Source organism: Acinetobacter sp. 231_lipA (assembly GCF_058243005.1).
The window spans coordinates 1,278,369-1,300,216 of record NZ_JBZAYU010000001.1 but is presented as its reverse complement, the minus strand read 5'-3'; the positions used below and the strand labels follow the sequence as shown (position 1 = coordinate 1,300,216).

23 protein-coding genes are annotated in these 21,848 nt (G+C 42.9%); 9 read left to right on the top strand and 14 right to left on the bottom strand.

The genetic code is table 11. The annotated features are described in order from the left end of the window. Window positions 1-11: 11 nt before the first annotated feature. The 3 genes from AC4CUX_RS06605 to AC4CUX_RS06595 form a co-directional block, all read right to left on the bottom strand. Entirely contained in the window at window positions 12-374 is a 363-nt protein-coding gene (locus AC4CUX_RS06605; RefSeq protein ID WP_201706929.1) for an HIT family protein, read from the bottom strand. A 74-nt stretch (window positions 375-448) separates the two neighbouring features. Beyond that, on the bottom strand, window positions 449-1,195 hold the full coding sequence (locus AC4CUX_RS06600; protein ID WP_488656261.1) for a dienelactone hydrolase family protein: 747 nt from the start codon (window positions 1,193-1,195) through the stop codon (window positions 449-451). A gap of 159 nt (window positions 1,196-1,354) precedes the next feature. Further along, window positions 1,355-1,513 (bottom strand): DUF1328 domain-containing protein, encoded by a 159-nt coding sequence (locus AC4CUX_RS06595; RefSeq protein ID WP_004647174.1) that lies wholly within the window; start codon window positions 1,511-1,513, stop codon window positions 1,355-1,357. 201 nt (window positions 1,514-1,714) lie between these two features. On the opposite strand from AC4CUX_RS06595, the gene AC4CUX_RS06590 reads away from it, so the two are divergent. Then, window positions 1,715-2,167, top strand: a complete 453-nt coding sequence (locus tag AC4CUX_RS06590; RefSeq protein WP_035326303.1) for a YcgN family cysteine cluster protein — start codon at window positions 1,715-1,717, stop codon at window positions 2,165-2,167. A gap of 98 nt (window positions 2,168-2,265) precedes the next feature. After that, window positions 2,266-3,543 (top strand): replication-associated recombination protein A, encoded by a 1,278-nt coding sequence (locus tag AC4CUX_RS06585; RefSeq protein ID WP_279747173.1) that lies wholly within the window; start codon window positions 2,266-2,268, stop codon window positions 3,541-3,543. A gap of 97 nt (window positions 3,544-3,640) precedes the next feature. On the opposite strand, the gene AC4CUX_RS06580 is transcribed toward AC4CUX_RS06585, so the two are convergent. After that, window positions 3,641-4,261 carry a LysE family translocator gene (locus tag AC4CUX_RS06580; protein WP_287166918.1) on the bottom strand — a complete coding sequence of 207 codons (621 nt, stop codon included), beginning with the start codon at window positions 4,259-4,261 and terminating at the stop codon, window positions 3,641-3,643. 55 nt (window positions 4,262-4,316) lie between these two features. Beyond that, window positions 4,317-5,407, bottom strand: a protein-coding gene (locus AC4CUX_RS06575; RefSeq protein ID WP_088631513.1) for an IS4-like element ISAba1 family transposase whose coding sequence is annotated in 2 segments (ribosomal slippage) — window positions 4,317-4,867 and window positions 4,867-5,407 — 1,092 coding nt in all. Because the reading frame shifts where the segments join, the coding sequence is not laid out codon by codon here. Between the two features lie 129 nt (window positions 5,408-5,536). Here AC4CUX_RS06575 and AC4CUX_RS06570 point away from each other — a divergent pair. After that, window positions 5,537-6,004 (top strand): Lrp/AsnC family transcriptional regulator, encoded by a 468-nt coding sequence (locus AC4CUX_RS06570; RefSeq protein ID WP_228254617.1) that lies wholly within the window; start codon window positions 5,537-5,539, stop codon window positions 6,002-6,004. Window positions 6,005-6,160: 156 nt separating this feature from the next. On the opposite strand, the gene AC4CUX_RS06565 is transcribed toward AC4CUX_RS06570, so the two are convergent. From AC4CUX_RS06565 to dapA, 7 genes are all read right to left on the bottom strand, one after another. Next, window positions 6,161-6,937: an ABC transporter ATP-binding protein gene (locus AC4CUX_RS06565; RefSeq protein ID WP_279747111.1), complete on the bottom strand. Its 777-nt coding sequence runs from the start codon at window positions 6,935-6,937 to the stop codon at window positions 6,161-6,163. Between the two features lie 8 nt (window positions 6,938-6,945). Continuing rightward, window positions 6,946-7,659, bottom strand: coding sequence for an ABC transporter permease (locus AC4CUX_RS06560; RefSeq protein ID WP_126034760.1), 714 nt, complete (start codon window positions 7,657-7,659; stop codon window positions 6,946-6,948). Then, complete coding sequence (locus AC4CUX_RS06555) at window positions 7,656-8,345, bottom strand: ABC transporter permease (RefSeq protein ID WP_004691820.1); 690 nt, start codon at window positions 8,343-8,345, stop codon at window positions 7,656-7,658. Before AC4CUX_RS06555 ends, AC4CUX_RS06560 begins: the two co-directional genes overlap by 4 nt. 84 nt (window positions 8,346-8,429) lie before the next feature. Beyond that, window positions 8,430-9,206: an ABC transporter substrate-binding protein gene (locus tag AC4CUX_RS06550; protein ID WP_279693504.1), complete on the bottom strand. Its 777-nt coding sequence runs from the start codon at window positions 9,204-9,206 to the stop codon at window positions 8,430-8,432. A 400-nt stretch (window positions 9,207-9,606) separates the two neighbouring features. Then, window positions 9,607-10,326 carry a phosphoribosylaminoimidazolesuccinocarboxamide synthase gene (gene purC, locus AC4CUX_RS06545; RefSeq protein WP_004691818.1) on the bottom strand — a complete coding sequence of 240 codons (720 nt, stop codon included), beginning with the start codon at window positions 10,324-10,326 and terminating at the stop codon, window positions 9,607-9,609. Window positions 10,327-10,362: 36 nt separating this feature from the next. Then, window positions 10,363-10,971, bottom strand: a complete 609-nt coding sequence (locus AC4CUX_RS06540) for a hypothetical protein (protein WP_005401459.1) — start codon at window positions 10,969-10,971, stop codon at window positions 10,363-10,365. Between the two features lie 13 nt (window positions 10,972-10,984). Next, window positions 10,985-11,884: a 4-hydroxy-tetrahydrodipicolinate synthase gene (dapA, locus tag AC4CUX_RS06535; protein ID WP_125273776.1), complete on the bottom strand. Its 900-nt coding sequence runs from the start codon at window positions 11,882-11,884 to the stop codon at window positions 10,985-10,987. A gap of 596 nt (window positions 11,885-12,480) precedes the next feature. Between dapA and pncA the strand changes: the two genes are divergently transcribed. From pncA to ppk1, 3 genes are all read left to right on the top strand, one after another. After that, window positions 12,481-13,119: a bifunctional nicotinamidase/pyrazinamidase gene (gene pncA, locus AC4CUX_RS06530; protein ID WP_183173443.1), complete on the top strand. Its 639-nt coding sequence runs from the start codon at window positions 12,481-12,483 to the stop codon at window positions 13,117-13,119. 70 nt (window positions 13,120-13,189) lie between these two features. Then, a complete protein-coding gene (locus tag AC4CUX_RS06525; RefSeq protein ID WP_490792243.1) occupies window positions 13,190-14,164 on the top strand; it encodes a bile acid:sodium symporter family protein in 975 nt (324 codons plus the stop codon). Between the two features lie 145 nt (window positions 14,165-14,309). Then, entirely contained in the window at window positions 14,310-16,373 is a 2,064-nt protein-coding gene (ppk1, locus tag AC4CUX_RS06520) for a polyphosphate kinase 1 (protein WP_201952940.1), read from the top strand. A gap of 54 nt (window positions 16,374-16,427) precedes the next feature. On the opposite strand, the gene AC4CUX_RS06515 is transcribed toward ppk1, so the two are convergent. Continuing rightward, complete coding sequence (locus AC4CUX_RS06515; protein WP_125273772.1) at window positions 16,428-17,681, bottom strand: hypothetical protein; 1,254 nt, start codon at window positions 17,679-17,681, stop codon at window positions 16,428-16,430. 77 nt (window positions 17,682-17,758) lie between these two features. Between AC4CUX_RS06515 and serB the strand changes: the two genes are divergently transcribed. The 3 genes from serB (at window position 17,759) to AC4CUX_RS06500 (ending at window position 20,355) form a co-directional block, all read left to right on the top strand. Further along, a complete protein-coding gene (gene serB, locus AC4CUX_RS06510; protein WP_178904865.1) occupies window positions 17,759-18,979 on the top strand; it encodes a phosphoserine phosphatase SerB in 1,221 nt (406 codons plus the stop codon). 410 nt (window positions 18,980-19,389) lie between these two features. Continuing rightward, the gene (gene aciT / locus AC4CUX_RS06505; RefSeq protein WP_004691806.1) at window positions 19,390-19,725 is read left to right on the top strand and encodes a ciprofloxacin tolerance protein AciT; all 336 of its coding nucleotides are present in this window, start codon (window positions 19,390-19,392) and stop codon (window positions 19,723-19,725) included. 150 nt (window positions 19,726-19,875) lie between these two features. Next, on the top strand, window positions 19,876-20,355 hold the full coding sequence (locus AC4CUX_RS06500; RefSeq protein ID WP_004691804.1) for an SCP2 sterol-binding domain-containing protein: 480 nt from the start codon (window positions 19,876-19,878) through the stop codon (window positions 20,353-20,355). A gap of 93 nt (window positions 20,356-20,448) precedes the next feature. Here the strand turns inward: AC4CUX_RS06500 and AC4CUX_RS06495 are convergent, their stop codons facing one another. Next, complete coding sequence (locus AC4CUX_RS06495; protein WP_201953753.1) at window positions 20,449-21,783, bottom strand: IS4 family transposase; 1,335 nt, start codon at window positions 21,781-21,783, stop codon at window positions 20,449-20,451. Window positions 21,784-21,848 lie beyond the last annotated feature (65 nt).

Here is a 21,848-nt window from a genome sequence, read left to right as displayed (position 1 = left end):
ACCATAAAAGCTTAGTCTTTTGCCATGCCCCAACGTGCATCGAGTTTTAGCTCTTGGTCTTTGTAGCGTGGAATAATATGGATATGTAAGTGTTCAGACACATTCCCAAATATTTCACCGTCATTAAAACCAATATGAAAGCCTGAAGGTTGATGACGTAATTGGAGTTCATTACGTGCCAGTTCCAGTAAAGACATTAAGCTTTTACGTTCTTTGTCGGTAATGTCAAAAAATGAGCTCACATGACGTAGAGGGATAATGACACAGTGACCTTTAGACAATGCATTGGGTTCGGGCAAAATCATCCCAAAGTCATTTTTATCAAGCACGTCATATTCATCAAAATTACAATATTGGCAGTGGGTCTCAGTCATTGTTATCTCCTCTAAAATCTAATTATGTATCCTGTTGGATCTGAAAAATCAAATAGTTGAATTCTCAGCTCTAGTTAAGCACTGAGATTGCGTTCTAGCAAGTCATACATTGCATCTAGCCCTTGTCTTTCTGCTTCTGGGTTATAGCCCAAGTCTACGCCATTGGCTTTGGCACGCTCATCGGCTAATGGGTTGCTAAAACCGTGCTTCGCATCTTCAAAAATGATGACTTCATGGTCCACTTTTGCCGCATGCATTTCTTCACGGAAGCTGGCAACATCATCCAAAGTGACCATGCTGTCTAACTCACCATGTAAAACTAAAATTTCACCCTGAATTTGACCTTCGACCGCAGGGGCTTTCGGTGCCAATGTGGCGTGGAAAGTCGCCACTGCTTTTAGTCGTGCGCCTGAGCGAGCTAAGTCTAAAACCACTTTACCGCCATAACAAAAACCAATCGCCGCCAGTTGAGTGGGATTCACTTCAGGCTGGGCAGCAAGCGTATCTAAACCTGCTTGCGCACGGTTGACGATGGTGTCGGCATCCGCAAAAGTTTGCATCATCCATTCATAGGCTTGTTTGGCATCTGTGGTGACATTTTTGTCGCCGTACATATCAATCGCCAGTGCGGCATAACCGTGTTTAGCCAGTTCGCGAGCACGTTGTTCAGTATATTCATTTCGGCCCCACCATTCGGGTGCAACGATGATACCTGCATGCGGTGTTTGAGAGCTTGGTGCTGCAAAATAACCAACTAAACGTTGTCCATCGGCGGCGTTATATTGAATTTCTCGAGTTTGAATACTGATTGTCATGCTCAAATCCTGATAGATGATCTGTTCTGATTAAAGCATAAAAACTTTTACAAGGATTTGAAAAATATTCCGATGTACATGAGAAATGTGAGAAATTATTTTTAAAGGCACACATAAAAAAGAAGGATCTGAATCCTTCTTTTTTGTGGTTAAGAATGGTGTGCTTTAGACTTTGCCACGGGATAAAAATCCGACAATCGCAAGAATCACAGCAATCACCAATAAAATAATCGCAAAGTCTTTAGATAAACCTGCTACGCCGCCAAAACCAAGTAAACTTGCAATCAGTGCAATCACTGCGAAGATAATCGCCCAACGAAACATAATTTTTCTCCATAGATGTTCTTATTTATTACTCTATTAGTATAGAAACAAGGTTCGGACACACTGTGTTTCTTTTGTTTAAAAAGTGTTCTTTTTGTATTTTAAGTTTATGAATATGATGTAAATCTTGAAAATTTTATGGTGCTGAAAAGTACAGTTGCTATAGGGTATAATGTGCTATTGAGTTTATCGGCAAGCGTCATGTCACAGGAATTACGACCAGAGTTTTGGAAGCATTATGCGCTCACTGAGCTACGCTCAGCAGAGTGGGAAGCGTTGTGTGATGGTTGTGGTCTATGCTGTTTGGTGAAACTTGAAGATGAAGAAAGCCAAGAAGTCGCCTATACCAAAGTGGCCTGTAAACTACTGGACTGTCAAACCGCCAGTTGTCGTGATTATCCAAACCGTAAGCAGCATGTACCCGATTGTATCCAGCTCACCCCTGAACTTTTAGACACGATTCATTGGTTACCGCCGAGCTGTGCTTACCGTCGTCTGCATGAAGGTAAAAATTTACCTAGATGGCACTATCTGAACACGGGTTCGCGTCAGAGCATTCTAAAAGCCAAAAAGTCTGCGGCAGGACGCTGTATTTCTGAAGAAGAGATCAATCAAGAAGAGATCGAAGACTATATTGTGCGTTGGGTTCGCTAGCTGAGAAAAGTGGCGTGAAATTGCATGAAAAGCTTGTGTCATTTGCCTGAATTTGCCATAACATAAGCATTCGATGAATGCATTTAAGTCTTAGTCCTATGTCCGATAGCAATATTCCTCTGCCTGAACGTTTACGCCCGCGTGATTTGTCTGAAATTATTGGGCAGGATCACTTATTGGGTGAGCAGGCACCGCTCCGCCAAATGATCGATCAAGGGCATTTGCCATCGATCATTTTTTGGGGGCCGCCAGGCGTGGGGAAAACCACCATTGCTTTACTGTTGGCGCAAGCGATTGATCGACCTTTTGTCAGTCTATCTGCACTCAATACGGGGGTTAAAGAGCTCCGTGAGATCATTGCTGATGGCGGAGATTTAATGCCACCTGTGGTGTTTATTGATGAAATTCATCGCTTTAACAAATCACAGCAAGATGCCTTACTGAATGCTGTGGAGAAAGGCAAAATTACCCTCATTGGTGCCACCACCGAAAATCCTTCTTTTGAAGTCAACAGTGCATTGTTGTCGCGTTGTCAGGTCTATACCTTAAATGCGCTCGATGCCGATGCGATTCAAACTTTATTACTGCAAGCGATTAAGAACGATCCGTTTTTAAAAGAACGTTATATTCAAATTGAAGAATTTGAAGCACTGGTGCAGTTTGCCGCAGGTGATGCCCGCAAAGCCTTGAATTTAATTGAACTCATTGCGGGCACCTTCGAACCTGGCGTTGAAAATATCGTGACCAATGCAATGGTGGTCAAAGTTGCACAGCAAAATATCGCCCGTTATGACAAATCGGGTGAGCAGCATTATGATTTGGTGTCGGCTTTTATTAAGTCAATTCGAGGGAGTGATCCTGATGCCACCTTGTATTGGATGGCACGTATGCTCAAAGGCGGTGAAGATCCTGTTTTTATTGCCCGTCGGATGTTGATTGCAGCCTCTGAGGACATTGGCAACTCAAACCCCAATGCACTGCTGCTTGCTGGAGAATGCTTCCGTTCTGTTCAAGCGGTGGGCATGCCAGAGTGTCGAATTATTCTTGGGCAGTGTGCGGTGTATTTGGCGACCAGTGCCAAAAGTAACAGTACTTATCTTGCGATCAACAAAGCGTTGGATTTGGCTGAGAAAACAGCCAATTTACCTGTGCCGCTGCATTTAAGAAATGCACCGACCAAGTTGATGAAAGAGCAGGGCTATGGCGTCGACTACTTATATCCGCACAACTATCCAGAGCATTTTGTAATGCAAGAATATTTACCCCCTGAGCTCAAAGGAACCAAACTGTATGAGTCGGCACGCAATAAGCGTGAGGTTGAAGGTGAGCGTTTACAGCAACGCCGTTGGCAACAAGAACAGCAACAGCAGCAGTAATAAAAAAGCCTGATGAAAAAATCAGGCTTTTTGCTTTTGAGGCATAGGATTTAGTCACATTTATTGAGCAGTTTTTTCTTTAAGTACTGTAGCGTTTTTATCTTCCGATGTGCGTATTCATCAATTTTAATGCTGCAGGTAACACAGCGACCAATAAGGCGATTGCCATCGTGATGTTAAAGCTCAAGGCAAAGCGCGGTTTCATTAGATATTGGCGTAAGAAAAGACCACCGACTGCCCAAACCCCGACACATGGAATGGAAACCACCATTAAAATCAGGGCCGCATAAAGAATATCACTGACATAATGGTTTAAAGCAAAATATGTGGCAATAGTGCTGATAGAGATAATCCATGCTTTGGGATTGACCCACTGAAAAAGAGCCCCTTGTAGAAAACCCATCGATGGTTTTTGTTCTAATTCGATGTTGAGTGGCCCACTGGACGCGATTTTCCATGCGAGCCACAGAATATAAGCTGTGCCGATTAAACTTAAAATAAATTGGAGCTGGGGCAGGGCCAGAAACACCTGATTTAACCCGATGCCGATGGCGAAGAGTTGCACGGCCACACCAAAGGCAATGCCTAAAACCAGAGGTAGGGTTTTACTGATGCCAAATCGTGCACCAGACAGCATGACCAGTGCATTATTAGGCCCAGGGGTGCAGGTCATTACGACACAGAACAGCAGATAAGAGACAAACAGTGAAGCGTTCATAAAGAGGATGGAGTAATCAAATAAGTATCATTTTATTCTCTGTACACGACAAATTTCACAGAACCCTTATCCTATCAGGGTTCTGCCTTCTTAAAATTGCCAAAATTTCCTTAAACTCTTCTTTTTTCCCAAAACCAATTAAACGCTGAATCGCCATTTGAACATAGTCTAAACCATAGCGAAATAAACTCATTGAGAGTCGTCCATGCTTCTTTATTTTTATCACTTTTTTTTGATCATGTTGCCATTCACCCGTTAAGTAACACCAACAGAAGCTTATAGCTAACACCGCAATCAATTTTTTCACTCGTCTAGGGTCTGTCAAGCGCGTATTTTCAAGATTAAACCCGCGTCCTTTGAGACAACTGAATAAGGTTTCAATTTCCCAGCGTAATGCATAATCCTGAATAGCATTGGCATTAAACTGAGGAGAAACGACGAGTAAAAGCTCTCCATTTTCTAACTGTAGTGCACTTATATATAGTTTCACCCGACCAACCAAAATCCGTCGTTTACGACATTCAATTTGACCAACTTTAAGATGGCGAAATAAATCACTAATTTTATGATTCTTTCCTAAATGATTGGTGACAATGAAGTTTTTTTAACACGAATGCAGAAGTTGATGTCTTGTTCAATTAACCATGTAAACCACTGCTCACCGATAAACTCTCTGTCTGCGAACACATTCACAATACGGTCTTTACCAAAAATGGCTATAAAGCGTTGAATCAAAGCAATGCGCTCTTTCGTATCTGAATTTCCACGTTTATTAAGCAATGTCCAAAGGATAGGTATCGCTATTCCACGATAAACGATTGCGAGCATCAGGATATTAATATTTCGTTTTCCCCATTTCCAATTGGTTCTATCTAAAGTCAGTTGCACTTGGTCGAATGAAAACATATTGAAAATCAACTGAGAAATTTGACGATAATCAAAATACTGACCTGCAAAGAAGCGCTGCATACGTCGATAAAATGATTGTGGTAAGCACTTGATGGGCAAGGCTTTAGATGCAGAAGAAAGATTACATGTTTGCTTTAAAATAATCACAAGCATGATGAGCGCAAAGCACTTTAAATGTGACTTGTTCCATTTTAGATATTTGTTTAAGATAAGATATAACTCATTGAGATGTGTCATAGTATTCGTCGTTAGAAAACAATTATTATGACATTATTTCAATGAGTTATCTATTTTTGTCGTGTACAGAGCATTTTATTGTTGATCTATCACAATTTGGTTGTATATTGATCGTTAATACTGAGTTTTATGCAACAAATGATTGAATTAGATCGATTAGACCGAAAAATATTGTGTGAGCTTGAGCGCGATGCACATTTAACCAATATTAAACTGGCAGAACGCGTGGGTTTGTCACCCTCGGCCTGTTTACGACGCGTGCAAGAGTTAGAAAGAATTGGTGTGATTCGAGGCTATAAAGCGGTGATTGACCGTTCGCTTTTGGGTGTTGGTTTAACGGTTTATGTGACCATTGGTCTGTCTTGTCACTCAAAAGAAAGCTTGAGTCAGTTTGAGGATGTGATCACAGCAACGGATGAAGTCACAGAGTGTCATACCATTACAGGCTCGGTCGAGTATTTACTCAGGGTTGAAGTGGCTGACATTAAGTCTTATAAAAAGTTTCATACTGATGTTTTGGGAACGATTCCTTCCATTAGCTCGATCACCAGTTTTTTGGTGATGGATACCACTAAAAATCGATATACCAATCTATAAAAGCTTAGGTGGAAAGGTAAAAAAACCGAGCGAAATGGCTCGGTTTTTATCTGAGTGCATATAGTTTCGCGGGATCAGATCAAACAAGGTGCTTTATCTTTTCAACTAAATTGAGTGTTGGATCATTGCTGCATCAAGCTCTTGAAGGCTATTCAATTATTTAAAGTTACCCTCTAAAAACTGTTTTAGGCGTTCACTTTTGGGGTGAATCAAAACTTCTTTTGGATCACCTTGTTCTTCAATTTTGCCTTGATCTAAGAAAATGACATGATTGGACACATGGCGTGCGAAGCCCATTTCATGGGTGACCACAATCATGGTTCGGCCTTCTTCAGCTAAACTTTGCATCACTTTCAATACATCACCCACCAGTTCAGGGTCTAGAGCACTGGTCGGCTCATCAAACAACATCACTTCAGGCTCCATTGCCAAGGCGCGGGCAATTGCAACACGCTGTTGCTGTCCTCCTGACAAAAAAGACGGATATTTCTTTTCGACACTTTCAGCAAGCCCAACTTTTCTTAAGTATTTTCGTGCACGCTCTTCCGCCTCACTCCGCTTTAGCCCCAAGACATGAATGGGTCCTTCAATAATATTTTCTAATACCGTCATATGCGACCATAAATTGAAATGTTGAAAGACCATCATCAGTTGGGTGCGCATTTTTTGCAGTTGTTTGGGATTTGTCGCTTTGAGATCGCCATTTTTATCTAAAGTAGTCTCTAACTGTTCACCATTGAGCTGAATGCTGCCTTGGCTCGGTTGTTCTAGAAAATTGATGCAACGAAGAAAGGTACTTTTACCTGAACCTGAGGAACCAATAATACTAATCACATCACCTGCGCGTGCCTCAAGTGAAACCCCTTTTAAGACTTCATGATCGCCAAAACTTTTACAAAGGTCTCGAATCACCAGTTTTGCTGAATTTTCCATTGTTTCTCCTAATGATTCGATGGTTTTAAAAACGCCAACCAGCGTTGTTCCAATTTACGAAAGATCCAAATGAGGATAAATGCCAGACAGGCATACAGCACAGCGGCAATGCCAAAGGCATCAAACGTGGCATAAGTGGCAGCATTGACATCTCGTGCAATTTTGAGAATATCAGGCACGGTTGCAGTGAAGGCAATGGTGGTTGCATGCAGCATCAAAATGACTTCATTACCATAAAACGGCAATGCTCGGCGTAGCATCGACGGAATAATAATACGGGTATAGCGTTTCCAAGGCGACATTCCAAAGGCTTTTGCTGCCTCAATTTCCCCATAGGGAATCGAACGTATCGCCCCTGCAAAAATTTCAGTGGTATAAGCTGCTGTATTGAGTGCAAACGCTAAAATGGTGCAATTAAGCCCTTCTCTAAAAAATTCATCGAGCCGTTCATGGGCATGCACAAATTCAAGGCTATAAATCCCTGTATAGATAATCAGTAGCTGCACATATAAGGGGGTACCACGGAAAATATAAGTAAAAAACCAAACAGGTCCACGTAAAAAAGCATGCTCAGAAACTCGAGCAATTGACAAAGGCACAGCCAGAACAAAACCAATCGCAATCGATAAGACCAGTAGCCACGCGGTCATGGCGACCCCAGTCATTTGAAAACCATCGGTCCACAGATAGGACTGCCAGTATTGTTGAATAATTTCAATCATAGTTGTCCCTTTTTCACACCAGCAGAATAACGACGTTCCAGCCACATGAGAATCAAATTCGAAAGGGTGGTGATGGCCAAATAAATGACTGCCGCAACGATACTGAAATAGAACACTTGCATGCTGCTTCGACCTGCATCTTGGGTAATTTTGACGATGTCGGTCAAACCAATTAAGGACACCAAGGCAGTGGCTTTGATGAGGACTTGCCAGTTATTGCCAATCCCCGGTAAGGCAAAACGCATCATTTGTGGAAAGAGGACACGCCTGAAGACTTGAAATGGGGTCATGCCATAGGCATATGCAGCTTCAAGTTGACCTTTGGGGACGGCTTGAAATGCGCCACGGAAGGTTTCCGTAAAATAGGCCCCATAAATAAAGGCTAAAGTAATCACCCCTGCCACAAAGGGATTGATGTCAATTTGCTCCATATGGATCGATTCGGTAATCGAGTTCAGTCCAAGTTGCAGGCTATAGAACAACAACAACATGATCACCAGATCAGGAACACTACGAATGAGCGTGGTATAGAGGGTTGCAACATGACGTAAGATTTGAATACGAGAGAGTTTGGCACTTGCCCCAAACAATCCAATAATGATCGAAAGCACCAGTGATAACAAAGCAAGCTGTATGGTCATCCAAGTGCCACTGAGTAATACGGGACCATAGCCAGACAGAAACATACTCAGTTTCTCCGAGTAAAAATATAATATTTTATAAATCAGCAGTATATAAAAAGTGTCGGTGTTGAACCGACACTCTATAAATTAATAAATGCTGAAGGAGAAGTATTTTTTCTCGAGTTTCTTATAGGTGCCGTCGGCAATAATTTCAGCTAACGCTTTATCAATATTCTTTTTAAGATCGGCATCTTCTTTACGTAAGCCGATTGCAGCGCCTACACCGAGTGTTTTGGCATCGACCACATTATTGCCTGCAAAAGCAAAGCCTTTACCTTTCGCCGATTTCAGGAACCCTGCATCGACCATAATCGCATCTTGTAATGTTGCATCTAGACGTCCCGAAACCATGTCTTGGTAAAGCACATCTTGGTTTGGATAAGGAACTACATTCACACCTTTAGGCGCCCAATAGGCTTTTGCATAACCTTCTTGAATCGTACCTTGTTGTACACCCACACGTTTTCCTTTCAAAGAAGCAGGTGTAGGGAGTAAAGGAGAGCCTTTCTTTGCAACCATGCGGGTAGGGGTGTTGTAAATTTTATTACTAAACGCGATTTGTTTTGCGCGATCCGTAGTGACCGTCATTGAAGACAGAATACCATCGAATTTTTTCGCTTTGAGTGCAGGAATCATCCCATCAAAGGATTTTTCTACCCACACGCATTTGGCTTTTAATTTGGCACAAATGGCATTACCTAAGTCGATGTCAAAACCGACCAACTTATTGTCTGGTGTTTTATATTCAAAAGGTGCATACGCAGATTCTGTGCCAAAACGAATAGTTTTCCATTCTTTTGCTTGGACAGTACTGCTCAGTGCTACGGCTACAAATGTAGTGGAAAGTAGTAATTTTTTTGCCAGTTTTTCATTTTAAATATAGCCATCCGTAAAAAATCAAATCTAAGAAATAAGACGAAGATAGAACTTACCCTACTGAGTACTTTTGAATAAAAGCAACATCTATACCAGTTTTCTGCTCTTAGGGGATCGATGGATCTTGTCGCCATGAGAGATGAGGAAATAAGGGTATTTTTTCGGCTGGAATAATTTTTATCTGAGAACGTCCTGTTCATATGTTTTTATCATATTAAAAAACAAATTCAATACATAGTTGAAATATACCGGAAGTCTTGTGCGCTATGGCGTACAGGAATATTGTTTTATTCGCAGCAATTTTATGTTCTGGCTAGCTATTATTGGCGCTGAGTCACCTATAAAAAAACCGAGCGTTTAAGCTCGGTTTTCTTGAATCTGTAACTGATTAGATATCAGAAAGGTCGATACCTAAACGTGCAGCAACTTCTTCATAAGCTTCAACCACACCACCTAAACCTTGACGGAAACGGTCTTTGTCGAGTTTTTTCTTGGTTTCTTTGTCCCATAGACGACAACCGTCTGGAGAGAACTCATCACCAAGAACAATACGGTCGTGGAATACGCCAAACTCAAGTTTGAAGTCCACAAGTAGCATGCCACCTTGGTCAAATAAGTTTTTAAGAACTTCGTTCACTTGGTAAGTGAGGACTTTCATTTGCTCAAGTTGCTCAGCAGTTGCCCAACCTAAAGCAATCGCTTGAGACTCATTGACCATTGGGTCACCAAGCGCATCATCTTTGAAGAATAATTCAAAAGTCGGCGGTGTTAATTCCTTGCCTTCTTCTACACCTAAGCGACGGCATAAAGAACCTGCTGCATAATTACGAATTACACATTCAACAGGGATCATGCTGAGTTTTTTCACTAGAACTTCTGTTGGAGAAAGAAGTTTTTCAAAGTGAGTCTCAATGCCAGCCGCAGCCAATTTATCCATGATAAAGGCGTTAAAACGGTTGTTCACCTTACCTTTACGATCTAGTTGTTCGATCTTTTCACCATTGAATGCCGAAGCATCATCACGAAAGACTAAAATCAGGTGGTCTGCACTGTCTGTTTCATAGACAGATTTCGCTTTACCAGTATAGAGCAAGGTTTGTTTTAACATGAGGGAACCTTTTTCAAAAAAAAATGCCTAGTACGACTAGGCTGGCCAATTTTGGTAAATCTGGGTTAACAATTCTGTGGCTTTTTCAGGCGCTGCAAAACTGTTATCGGCATTGAACACAGCGAGGTTGTTGCTGCTGCCGACCGCGGTTAGTCTTAACACATAGACCTGTTGATCGATTTTAATGGTTGCTTCATAACCATTTTTGCTTTGACCAACGATTTGATGGTTGAGGCTGCTGAGGGTGGCAAGCGTATATTGCCAAATTGTAGCAGAATTTCCCTCAATTTTGAGCAGTGGATTCTTATTTCCGTCAATAATCAATTGAGGGCGGCTCACAGCTGTATCAACTGTTTCCGTTGATTCTGCATTCGACATGACTTGAGCAGCTTGAGGGCGCGGCATTGCAAAACGGTTTCCGCGTTTGTTTTCAAGTACAGGTGCATGTTCAAGAGCGAGCGCTTCAACCGTTGGAGCTGGATACAACGGCGTTGCAGGTCGAACCATAGAGCCTTCAGGGTACTTAAGAGGTTCTAAGGTTGCTGTCTCTTTATAGTCCAAACTACCGTTATTGACTGCAAGGGAACTACAACCCGCTAAACTGACAACTGAAAGTGCGAGAGTAAGACCTAAACGTAATTGCATATTGATGTGCTCTTTATTTAATGACACCCGCCGTTGTGAGTGCTTCACGGAGCGGTGTGCGATATTGTTCTGCAAGTGGTGTTAATGGTAAACGAATACCCGTTTCGATTAACTCCATTTCATGAAGAGCCCATTTCACAGGAATTGGGTTCGATTCGCAAAATAGAATTTCGTGTAAATTTGCAACTTGGGTATTTAGGTTTTCAGCTTTTTCAGCTTCGCCTGCCAGTGCTGCCGCACAAACATTGCTCATTTCTTTGGGTGCAACGTTTGCAGTCACAGAAATATTGCCTTTTGCTCCCGACAGAATCAGTTGATAAGCCGTTGCATCATCGCCTGAATAGACGGTCATCGCTTTGCCAGCAAGGCCTTTGATCAGTGCTTGACCACGAGGGACATCACCTGTGGCATCTTTGATGCCCACAATTTGTGGAATATCGGCCAAACGAATGACCGTTTCATTCGCCATATCGACACCTGTACGACCAGGTACGTTATACAGAATTTGAGGAAGATCAACAGCTTCAGCAATAGCTTTATAGTGCTGATATAGGCCTTCTTGGGTCGGTTTATTATAATAAGGGGTAACCAGAAGAGCAGCATCTGCACCGAGTTCTTTGGCTTCTTTAGTCAACTCGATGGCTTCACGCGTTGAATTCGCGCCAGTACCCGCAATAATAGGGATGCGTTTGTTTGCGACACGAATGATTTCTTTAATCACTTGTGTATGCTCTTTCATGCTTAGAGTAGACGCTTCACCCGTTGTACCGACAGCAACAATGCTATTTGTGCCTTGTGCGATGTGCCACTCAACGAGCTTCTCTAGACCCTTCCAATCTACGCTGCCATCTTCAAACATAGGGGTGACGATTGCGACAATTGAGCCTTGGATGGTCTGTGCTTGCTGAGTCATTTTAAAAAAATATCCTATTTGTCCATCCAGTTAGGCCAGAAAAACATAAGATTGGATGGGTGCGTATTTTAATTTATAGCATTTTCAAAGCGCTGATGCATTGAATAATGCTTATGCAAATTATGAACGAACACAACATGAAGAACAATATGCTTTAGTCAAAGTGTATAAAAACTTTATCTTTCGCTACAAAAATACAGCTTGTTCAAATGGTAGACAAAGAAAAGCATCTTATTTTGCGTCTGAAAAGGGCGTTTTGCATAACCTATGACCATGGAGTGATGTATTTAAACAAACAGGCATCGTTACCTCAATCGAGACTTAGAACCCAATCAAATTGAATATGAGGATACAAGGTCAGGATTGAAGCACTTTTAACACTTACACGATTTCTCTAAACAGCGAGGACATCGTCCTTTTAACGTTATAGATCAATACCCAGCATCTTTTTTATAGTCTATTTTTGCTTCAATTTGCCGCAATACCCATTGCACTCAAGGTTGTAGTCATTTAGTTTTGACCCGCGAGGATGAATACTGTTTTATAAATTAAGCTAAGCTTGGCCTTCGAGCGCAGAACAAAAAGGACAGAGAAGAATGCAGAAGAATATGGCATTGATTGTGGTGGATGTACAAAATGGTTTTACGCCTGGTGGAAATTTAGCGGTAGCAGGATCAGATCAAATTATTCCTAAAATTAATCAGCTTGGCGATTATTTTGACACTATTGTACTCACTCAAGATTGGCATCCTGAAAATCACGTTTCTTTTGCAGACAACCATCCCGATCAACAGGCCTTTCAAACCATTGAATTGGACTACGGCACACAAGTGCTCTGGCCACGTCACTGTGTACAAGGCACACAGGATGCGGAATTGCATCCCGATCTCGATCTTGCCAAAGCGCAGTTGATCATTCGTAAAGGATGTCATACTCACATTGATAGTTATTCTGCTTTTTTAGAAGCCGATCATAAGACCCAGACGGGACTCGCAGGCTATTTAAGAGAGCGTGGGATTGATACTGTGTTTATTGTTGGGATTGCAACTGACTTTTGTGTGGCATGGACAGCAATGGATGCCTGTAAACTTGGTTTTCAAACCTATGTGATTGCCGATGCCACCAAAGGCATTGATTTACATGGTTCTTTACAACATGCATGGCAAGAGATGCTGGCCCATGGTGTGAAACGTCTGTATTGCAAAGATATTGTGCAACAATATGCCGTGAACTGATGCGCTGAACCAATCGGCTCACCTCAATCACTAATATCGACATTATAAAAACATGCAGTAGGGAAGGGTCATGGGCACTTTTTTAAAATTTACCGCTTGGATTCAAAAAACCTTTGCCCTGTGGGTGGTGTTATTTGCAGGCATTGCGCTCCTAAGCCCTGAAACTTTTGTCTGGATGAAGGCTTATATCACGTGGATGTTAGGGCTGATTATGTTTGGTATGGGCATGACCATGACAGTAGATGATTTTAAAGGGGTGATGCAAAGTCCTAAAGCGGTTGCAATTGGGGTAGCGGCTCAGTTTGTGGTGATGCCAAGTGTGGCTTATCTGTTGTGTTTATTGTTTCGCTTGCCGACTGAAATTGCGATCGGGGTGATTTTGGTGGGTTGCTGTCCAGGTGGCACGGCATCCAATGTGATTACTTATATGGCGAAAGGCAATACGGCTTTGTCTGTCGCATGTACCACGGTATCGACCTTATTGGCGCCTGTGTTGACTCCCGCGATTTTCTATTTGTTGGCCAGCCAATGGATTGAAATTAATGCATGGTCGATGCTGAGTTCAATTTTACAGGTGGTTCTGTTCCCAATTATTTTAGGGCTGGTGGTACGTGCCGTGCTGAAACAGAAAGTCGAAAGTTATATTTCGGTGATGCCCTTAATTTCTGTAGTGGCGATTGTGCTGATTGTGGCGGCGATTATTGGCGGCTCAAAAGCACAAATTTTAGAATCAGGCTTATTGATTTTAGCTGTGGTGGCGCTACATAACGCGATTGGTTATTTACTTGGCTTTGCAGCAGCACGGATGTTTCACTTGCCACATGCTGACTGTAAAGCGGTCTCTATTGAGGTCGGTATGCAAAACTCAGGACTAGGTGTGGCTTTGGCAGCTGTACATTTTGCCGCTTCGCCAATTACGGCTGTACCCAGTGCAATCTTTAGTTTGTGGCATAACATTTCAGGGCCAATATTAACCAGCTATTGGGCCGCGAAAGCAGACGCTACAGCCAAGGAAAAAAGTAAAAAGGAACATATGTCGGTTTGAATACTGTACGCTGTTGCAGCTTTAAGCATAAAGTCAGGATGAATTTTCTATTTGGCATGAGCTTGTAACTAAACTGTCATAAAGACTACCTAACATCCCTGCCAAACACTTCATAACAGACTGTTGCAAACAGCATTGAGAGGGTATGGATAATTTTCAGCATTCATCGGCGACGTATTTTAACCGAGAGCTATCGTTATTTGAGTTTCATCAGCGGGTTTTAGCACAAGCATTAGACCCGAGTTTGCCTGTGCTGGAGCGCTTAACTTTTTTAATTATTTTTTCACGTAATTTAGATGAGTTTTTTGAAATTCGTATTGCAGGCTTGATGAAACAACGTGATATGAATGTGATAGCACGAACCCCTGATGCTGTTCCTACTGAAGTGATATTAGAAGGCCTGTCCGAATCCATTCATTGTGCCGTCAAAAAACAGTTTGAAGTTTTAAATCATTCGATTTTGCCTGAGTTACAAGCGCAAGGCATTCAGTTCATCCAGTTCCAAGATATTTTAGAAAAACATAAAGCGTGGATTGCAGAATATTTCGCCAGAGAAATCCAACCCGTTTTGACCCCAATCAGTCTAGATCCGTCACATCCTTTTCCTCGCCTCGTGAATAAAAGCCTGAATTTCATTGTGAGTTTACAAGGTAAAGATGCTTTTGGACGAAGCATTGAGATGGCGATTGTCCCAGCGCCGCGCTCATTACCGCGTTTAATTCAGATGCCGAAAAACGTCGCAGGCAATATCGACACGCAGATTTTTTTAACCGCAATGATTCAGCAGCACATCAGCGATCTGTTTCCGGGGATGAAAGCCACGGGCTGTTATGCTTTTCGTGTGACGCGTAATGCCGATCTGATTTTGTCGGAAGATGTCGATGATTTGGCGGTTGCACTCAAAGATGAGCTGTCTTCACGCCGTTTTGGTCGCGCGGTGCGTTTAGAAATCGAAGATGACTGCCCCGAAGCAGTGATTGATTATTTGCTCAAGGAATTTGATTTAACTGAGCAGGAGCTTTATCGCATTGATGGGCCGATCAATCTTTCACGTCTCAGTACCAGTTGTGACCGACCTGAATTAAAGCATCCAGTTTTTATCCCAGTCATTCCCAAAGTTTTGCGTAAACAAAAAAGTACCTTTGATACCTTAAAAGAACAGGATGTGTTATTGCATCATCCTTTTGATTCTTTTCAGCCTGTGATTGGTTTATTAAAAGAAGCAGCGAAAGACCCAAATGTGCTGGCAATTAAACAAACCCTTTACCGCAGTGGGCCTGACTCAGAAATTGTACAGGTCTTGGCAGAGGCGGCACGAAATGGCAAGGAAGTCACGGCAGTGATTGAGTTACGGGCGCGTTTCGATGAAGAGTCGAATATTACCGTGGCCAATATTTTGCAAGAAGCGGGCGCGGTGGTGGTGTATGGCATTGTCGGTTATAAAACCCATGCCAAAATGATTTTGATCGTACGCCGTGAAAATGCTCAGTTGATCCGTTATGCCCATCTGGGCACAGGCAATTATCATGCGGGCAATGCGCGTATGTATACCGATTATGGGTTGATGACCACACAGCCTGATATTTGTGAAGATGTACACCGTATGTTCCAAGAACTGACGGGAATGGGCAAAATGGCCAAGTTGAAGGCGTTGTTACATGCGCCTTTTACGTTACACAGTGAACTGTTAAAACTGATTGAGCAAGAAATTCAGTTTGCACAAGCCGGTCAAAAGGCGCATATCATCATTAAAGTCAATGCTTTAACGGAACCTCAGTTAATTGCCGCACTGTATCGTGCGTCACAAGCAGGGGTACAGGTCGATCTGATTATCCGTTCGATCTGCTGTTTGATTCCACAGGTCCAAGGCATGTCTGAGAATATCCGGGTGCGTTCGATTGTGGGCCGTTTTCTGGAACATACCCGCGTGTATTGTTTTGAGCATGGCGGTGAGAAAAAGCTGTACTGTGCCAGCGCAGACTGGATGGGACGTAATTTATTTTCGCGTGTTGAAACCTGCTTTCCAATATTAGATCGCGTTTTGAAAAAGCAGATTTATAAAGACGGATTAATCAGTTACTTAAATGATTGTTTGAATGCTTGGGAGCTACAAGCCGATGGTCATTGGCTTAAAGTGGCCTGTACCGATCCAGAGCAAAGGTATAGTGCGCAGCAACATTTGATTGCGCAGAAGCAACTTAAAATTTAACAGTTGTCATAAAAAAGCCTGACATGCGTCAGGCTTTTTTATGGTTGGACCTAATTAAGAGGCTTTAGATTGTTTTGCTTTTAAAATTTCCGTTCTTAAGCTTTGCGCCAACTCTGCAGACTCAGCACCCATGCCATTGACCATAAAGGCATGACGGGTCAAGACATTGGTTGGATTAGGTAAATTCACCAATTGGTAACTTTCAGAAATGTCTTTCAATAATTCGTTACTTAAATGTACCGCACTTTCTTTGGCCGATAACTGTTGGACCAAACGCTCAGCAGCTTGATTTGCAGACAGCTGCATTGCATCGACTGCGGTTGAAATGCCACAACGCGTTTGTAAAACAAAGCGCTTTTCTTCGCGGTAGCGTTTATACAAAACCTCAGATAGCAGTTGGAACACACTGCTGATCATCATTAAACATGGCACTGCATTGGGTGTGTCTGTCGACATGCTGAGGGTGGCACCATGCTCATTAAAGGATTGAACTGTAGTGATGTCCGAGCTGTTGAGTTTATAGTGTTTTAAACACAGTTCTGTGCTTTTATTGAGGAAAATCTGACACAAATTAAAGTATGGAATAGACACGGTTGTATTCACCGAGTCCATCAACTGTTTCGGATCATAAAATTGAATATTGAACGCAACCGAATGATTATCCACGATCACGGGTTTCTGTTCTTTAGGCTTCGCACTGGTTTTGATTTGTTGTTGTGCTTGGGCAATCGCGACCGCCGTATGGTGTTTTTCCTGTTCAAGCGTTTGGGTTAAAACTTGAATTTCGTGTTTTAAGCGGGATTCGTTATTGATCCGTGCCAAATATTCGGTACGGCTTGGGCGCGCAATGGCGCGATAAGCCAACCACAGTAAACCATGAATCGCTAAGGACAATAAAATCGCTAACCACTGAGTACGTAAAATCTCACCCATACTTGGTTTAATGAGCGTGATTTCAATGCTACCCACTTTCTTTTCATTTTGCAGCGCATCACGGACAAATACTTCACCATCACGTGTTCGAACTTGGCCACCTGTGGCCAAGACTTGATTGTTGGCATCCAAAATGCGAATGGAAGCTACGCTTGGGTTGGTCGCATAGCGATCCACCAAAAGCGCAAGAGAAACCGTGTTGGCAGGCTCCAGCTCTGCAAGACTGTCTGTGACCAATTGAGAGGTCATCAGTTGGCCTTGGTTGGCACGGTTTTCATTCAGTTGATGAGTCGTTGCCAATACCAATAAAAAGGTATGTAAAGCAAAACTTACAATTAATAGGCTAGCAAATAGCCCTTGTCTAGGCGCATTCAACGTAAACTTCCAAAGAAAATATATTCAATTTCGATTATGATTCTAACAATAGTCGTAGCTCAGACCCGAGTCAATTCATGCGAGAAATCATTCTTATTTCATTTTTAGGACCAGACCAGCCTAATCAGTTCACTCGATTAATGCAGGTATTGTCCACTCATTCACTACAAATTTTAGATGTTGGACAAGCAGTTATTCATAACCAACTGACCTTGGGTATAGTTGTTTCTTCAGATGACCAAACCGCAACGGCTTTGGCGATGAAGGAAATTCTAATTTTAGCACATGATATTGGTTTAACTGTACGTTTTAAACCAATCACTACAACTGAATATGACCAGTGGGTGAGTGAAGGTGGGCGGACGCGTTATATCGTCACGGCTTTGGCGCCAGAGCTTGAGGCGTCTCACTTACAAGCAGTTACAAATATTGTGTCTAACCAAGGTTTCAACATCGAAACTGTGACCCGTTTGTCAGGTCGTCCCGTCTTAAATGGCGAAGTCGATGGGCCGAAACGCGCCTGTGTTCAATTCGGTTTAAGTGGTCAAATGCTGGATGCCGCAGCCATGCGTGCAGCCTGTTTACGTTTGTCGCATGAACTGAATGTCGATGTGGCGGTACAAGAAGACAATGCTTACCGTCGTAACCGCCGTTTGGTGTGTTTTGACATGGACTCGACCTTAATCGAGCAAGAAGTGATTGATGAGTTGGCGATTGAAGCAGGTGTCGGTGCACAAGTCGCTGAAATCACAGAACGTGCAATGCAGGGTGAGCTGGATTTCCAGCAAAGCTTCCGTGCACGTGTCGCACTGCTCAAAGGGATGGATGCCTCTGTCCTACCTAAAATTGCAGAACGTCTGACCGTTACAGAAGGTGCTGAACGCTTAATTTCAACTTTAAAAGCATTAGGCTACCGCACGGCTATCTTGTCGGGTGGTTTTCAGTACTTTGCAGAGTATCTACAAGCCAAACTTGGTATTGATGAAGTTCATGCCAATGTCTTAGACGTTGAAAATGGGTTGGTGACGGGCGAAGTTAAAGGACACATCGTGGATGGTGAACGTAAGGCATTATTATTACGTGAGTTAGCCGATAAGATGGGCATTTCTCTTGAGCAAGCGATTGCGGTGGGCGATGGTGCAAATGATTTACCGATGCTGTCGATTGCTGGCTTAGGTGTAGCTTTCCGTGCGAAACCGCTGGTGAGACAAAACGCCAATCAAGCCATTTCAAGTGTCGGCTTAGATGGGGTGTTGTATTTATTGGGTGTGCACGATAAAGATTTAAATCGTGCTTAAAGCATTTCGGTGTTATCAAAAACGCAGCCTTTGAGCTGCGTTTTTTTGTTGCAAATTTAAGCGAAAAACGATGAGCGGTCAGTGAAAAATGTCGATAAAAACAACGATCAACAGAATTGGAAAAAATATTTTTAAGCGCTGAAAATACGGGTTTTATTTTGTAATGACACGCCAAGACTCAGCGCGTCTTTGTTTTGGAAAAGTTCAAATCTAAAAAAATGTAATGACAATATAATATGGCGACAAGGTATGTCGCATTCTAAAAATACAAGCCTTTTTTTCTTTTCAAAACTGCTCATAATGCATGCATAGAGTTTGAAAGCTACACAATCCATTAATTTTAAACGGTATCGGGGATGAGTTCAGCACAGTGTATCAGTCGCCTGAATTTATCTTAGACGGAGGTTTTTATGGTAACAGCGAATTTAGCAACCATCGTTGGCTTAAGTTTAGTCGCCGCTGCGTTAATTGCTGTTTTCTTTTCGCCTTATCGTCGCTGGTTGAGTTTTATGGTGGCGGGTATGGTGTTTTGGGGAATCTTGGAAGTCATTCGCCTAGGTGTGCAAGCAGTGTTTGAAATGCCGATCACTTATAGCTACTTAACTGCTTTAACTTCAGCGATGCTTATTGTGACGATGTTGCTTCTACGTGAAGACCGTCGCGCAGAACGTGCACTGGCGCAGCGCCGTTGTATTGAACATACACCTGTATATGAAGATGACCAACAGCAGTGTTCTAGCCGCTAAGTCATAACCTCATACCGTAAAAGAAGATGCCTAGAGCATCTTTTTTACGTTCTTACATGATTGTTATACAAAGCCTAGCGGTAAAAATGGCAACTTGTGGTAGCATTGAAAACAGTCAATTTATCAACAATTACAATAGGCTTTCATGTCATGAAACTATCTTCAATTCCTGTGGTTAAACTTCCATTGGTTGATGTCAGCACGGATCCGCTGGATTTAATGGTTACTGGTTTGGCACTTCGTATGAAACAGCTGGCGCGTACCAGTCCAAAATTTATTGAATTAGTTCATGAACGTCAGTTCCGTATTCAAATTGGTACGGATCTGGGTATGGCGCGCCAAATTATTGTGAACAATGGTCAGATTGATACCGTTTCAGGTGATGCTGAAAAAGCCGATTTTATTTTACAGTTTGCGGACAGTGAGCAAGGTGTGAAAACTTTAATCAAAGGTGACCCAACCGCATTTATGACGGGCATGCAAAACGGTAGCATTAAAATGGAAGGTGATTTTGGTCTCTTGGTTTGGTTTAACCAAGTTGCAAAATTGGTTCCACCCAAGCTACCAAAGCCTGTGAAAGCAAAAATTAAAGCCGCTCGCGCGTTTTTGAAAGAAAAAACAGGTAAATAAAAAGATTTTTTAAACGTCTCGATTTCTGCTCCTTTATAAAAAGGAGATTAAGCGCGATGAAATCGAAAAAGCCCTCCATCGAGGCAATGCTGTTCACTTAAGAGGAGCAGCATTTCGATCTACTGGATAACGGGTTTTTGACATCTTAACCGTTCGGGGTGTTGTTGCCCTCGAACGCCTTTCCAGAAACAGGCTACCTATCCCTGATCTCAGCTCCGATAGCCGCCTGCCAGTTCTTGATAATGGGTTGGCATTCGCCATCACGATCAGCTGAACGGCTATGTACTGGCATACAGGCTTGAAACGGATATCCGAAGGTGAACGCCCAAAGGCTACCGCTGCAAATGCCGCTTCTCGCCGGATAATATTGTAGGTCAGCAATAGACCCCACAGCTCTTGATAAACCAGCTCTACTGTCTTGCTGCGAAGCGTGATGGCATTATGCTGCATCGAGCTTTTGATATCCCGAAAACCTAATTCGATTTCCCAGCGTTCTTGATAGAGTCTAGCGATATCCTTTGCAGGATACTGATCGGCCGGCAGCGAGGTCAGAACCGTCTTTATTCGTCCCTTATCCACAGCATAACTGACTTGCCTGACTTCCCAGTATTCGGGGAGCATCGGGTTGTTCTTTCTTGCTTGGGGTGATACTTTCATCCGTACCCGCACGTCATCTTCTGCATACGTCTCGATCACCTCACTTTTCAGATTTTTGCGTTCCGGAATCAACCAGTGACGACCTTGACCCTGCATCGAGAGTGAAAGCAATAAGTCCGCACTCCAAAAACCCTTGTCAAACAAGGTGATCGAATGATCGGGAATCTGGCTGAGAAACTTCGACGCCAGAGGAATCTCCCCCCGGCGATAGGGACTGATCTGCGCATCGACTAATATATGCGAGCGCACATTCATCAGTGCGACGAGCCGTAGCATCGGAAATGGCGTCTGGCGCTGCGTGGAAGTATTCCCTGAGCCAAAATGCTCACGAAGATCATTTGTATCTTGGGTTCGCAAGAGTGCACCGTCGACAGCAAAGACCTGAAGCCCCTGCCATTGATCATCTGGGTAACGCTCATGTCCCCAGTGCTGACCTGTCTGGCGAAACAGCCACTCCACAGGATCTGCACCCAAACGCTTACGTGCTTCAGTTACCCCGCTGCGTGCCAACAGGTCAAGAGAGGCCAGTCCTTGAGCGCAAATATTTAGTCTTCTTGCCACTTCATGGACAGGCTCATCACGAAAAATCGCCATTCCGAGAACCAGCCAGAGAACCTGATCTGCGGGCAAGCGTCGCCTGCGGATAGTAGCCGAACTGCTCAATTTAAGTGCAGATTCAACCCACTCAATGGGGATATTATGAGTAAATGTATTCAGATCCGAGAAGTTAAACAGACTGTTGAGGTCGAGAAGATCCTGCTGAAACACCATAAAAAATCCAATGCCAAACCCGACATCGGATTCTCTAACAAACTCCGCCACGCTTCAATTGCTTA

Bases quoted from the DNA above. Each gene is read 5' to 3' on its own strand.
- AC4CUX_RS06560 (WP_126034760.1), bottom strand. From the start codon at position 7,659: ATGATTGAAATTATTCAACAATACTGGCAGTCCTATCTGTGGACCGAT.
- serB (WP_178904865.1), top strand. From the start codon at position 17,759: ATGCGAGAAATCATTCTTATTTCATTTTTAGGACCAGACCAGCCTAAT.
- AC4CUX_RS06595 (WP_004647174.1), bottom strand. From the start codon at position 1,513: ATGTTTCGTTGGGCGATTATCTTCGCAGTGATTGCACTGATTGCAAGT.
- purC (WP_004691818.1), bottom strand. From the start codon at position 10,326: ATGTTAAAACAAACCTTGCTCTATACTGGTAAAGCGAAATCTGTCTAT.
- pncA (WP_183173443.1), top strand. From the start codon at position 12,481: ATGCAGAAGAATATGGCATTGATTGTGGTGGATGTACAAAATGGTTTT.
- AC4CUX_RS06590 (WP_035326303.1), top strand. From the start codon at position 1,715: ATGTCACAGGAATTACGACCAGAGTTTTGGAAGCATTATGCGCTCACT.
- AC4CUX_RS06605 (WP_201706929.1), bottom strand. From the start codon at position 374: ATGACTGAGACCCACTGCCAATATTGTAATTTTGATGAATATGACGTG.
- dapA (WP_125273776.1), bottom strand. From the start codon at position 11,884: ATGACTCAGCAAGCACAGACCATCCAAGGCTCAATTGTCGCAATCGTC.
- AC4CUX_RS06540 (WP_005401459.1), bottom strand. From the start codon at position 10,971: ATGCAATTACGTTTAGGTCTTACTCTCGCACTTTCAGTTGTCAGTTTA.
- AC4CUX_RS06585 (WP_279747173.1), top strand. From the start codon at position 2,266: ATGTCCGATAGCAATATTCCTCTGCCTGAACGTTTACGCCCGCGTGAT.
- AC4CUX_RS06525 (WP_490792243.1), top strand. From the start codon at position 13,190: ATGGGCACTTTTTTAAAATTTACCGCTTGGATTCAAAAAACCTTTGCC.
- AC4CUX_RS06570 (WP_228254617.1), top strand. From the start codon at position 5,537: ATGCAACAAATGATTGAATTAGATCGATTAGACCGAAAAATATTGTGT.
- AC4CUX_RS06555 (WP_004691820.1), bottom strand. From the start codon at position 8,345: ATGTTTCTGTCTGGCTATGGTCCCGTATTACTCAGTGGCACTTGGATG.
- ppk1 (WP_201952940.1), top strand. From the start codon at position 14,310: ATGGATAATTTTCAGCATTCATCGGCGACGTATTTTAACCGAGAGCTA.
- AC4CUX_RS06580 (WP_287166918.1), bottom strand. From the start codon at position 4,261: ATGAACGCTTCACTGTTTGTCTCTTATCTGCTGTTCTGTGTCGTAATG.
- aciT (WP_004691806.1), top strand. From the start codon at position 19,390: ATGGTAACAGCGAATTTAGCAACCATCGTTGGCTTAAGTTTAGTCGCC.
- AC4CUX_RS06565 (WP_279747111.1), bottom strand. From the start codon at position 6,937: ATGGAAAATTCAGCAAAACTGGTGATTCGAGACCTTTGTAAAAGTTTT.
- AC4CUX_RS06495 (WP_201953753.1), bottom strand. From the start codon at position 21,783: ATGGTGTTTCAGCAGGATCTTCTCGACCTCAACAGTCTGTTTAACTTC.
- AC4CUX_RS06500 (WP_004691804.1), top strand. From the start codon at position 19,876: ATGAAACTATCTTCAATTCCTGTGGTTAAACTTCCATTGGTTGATGTC.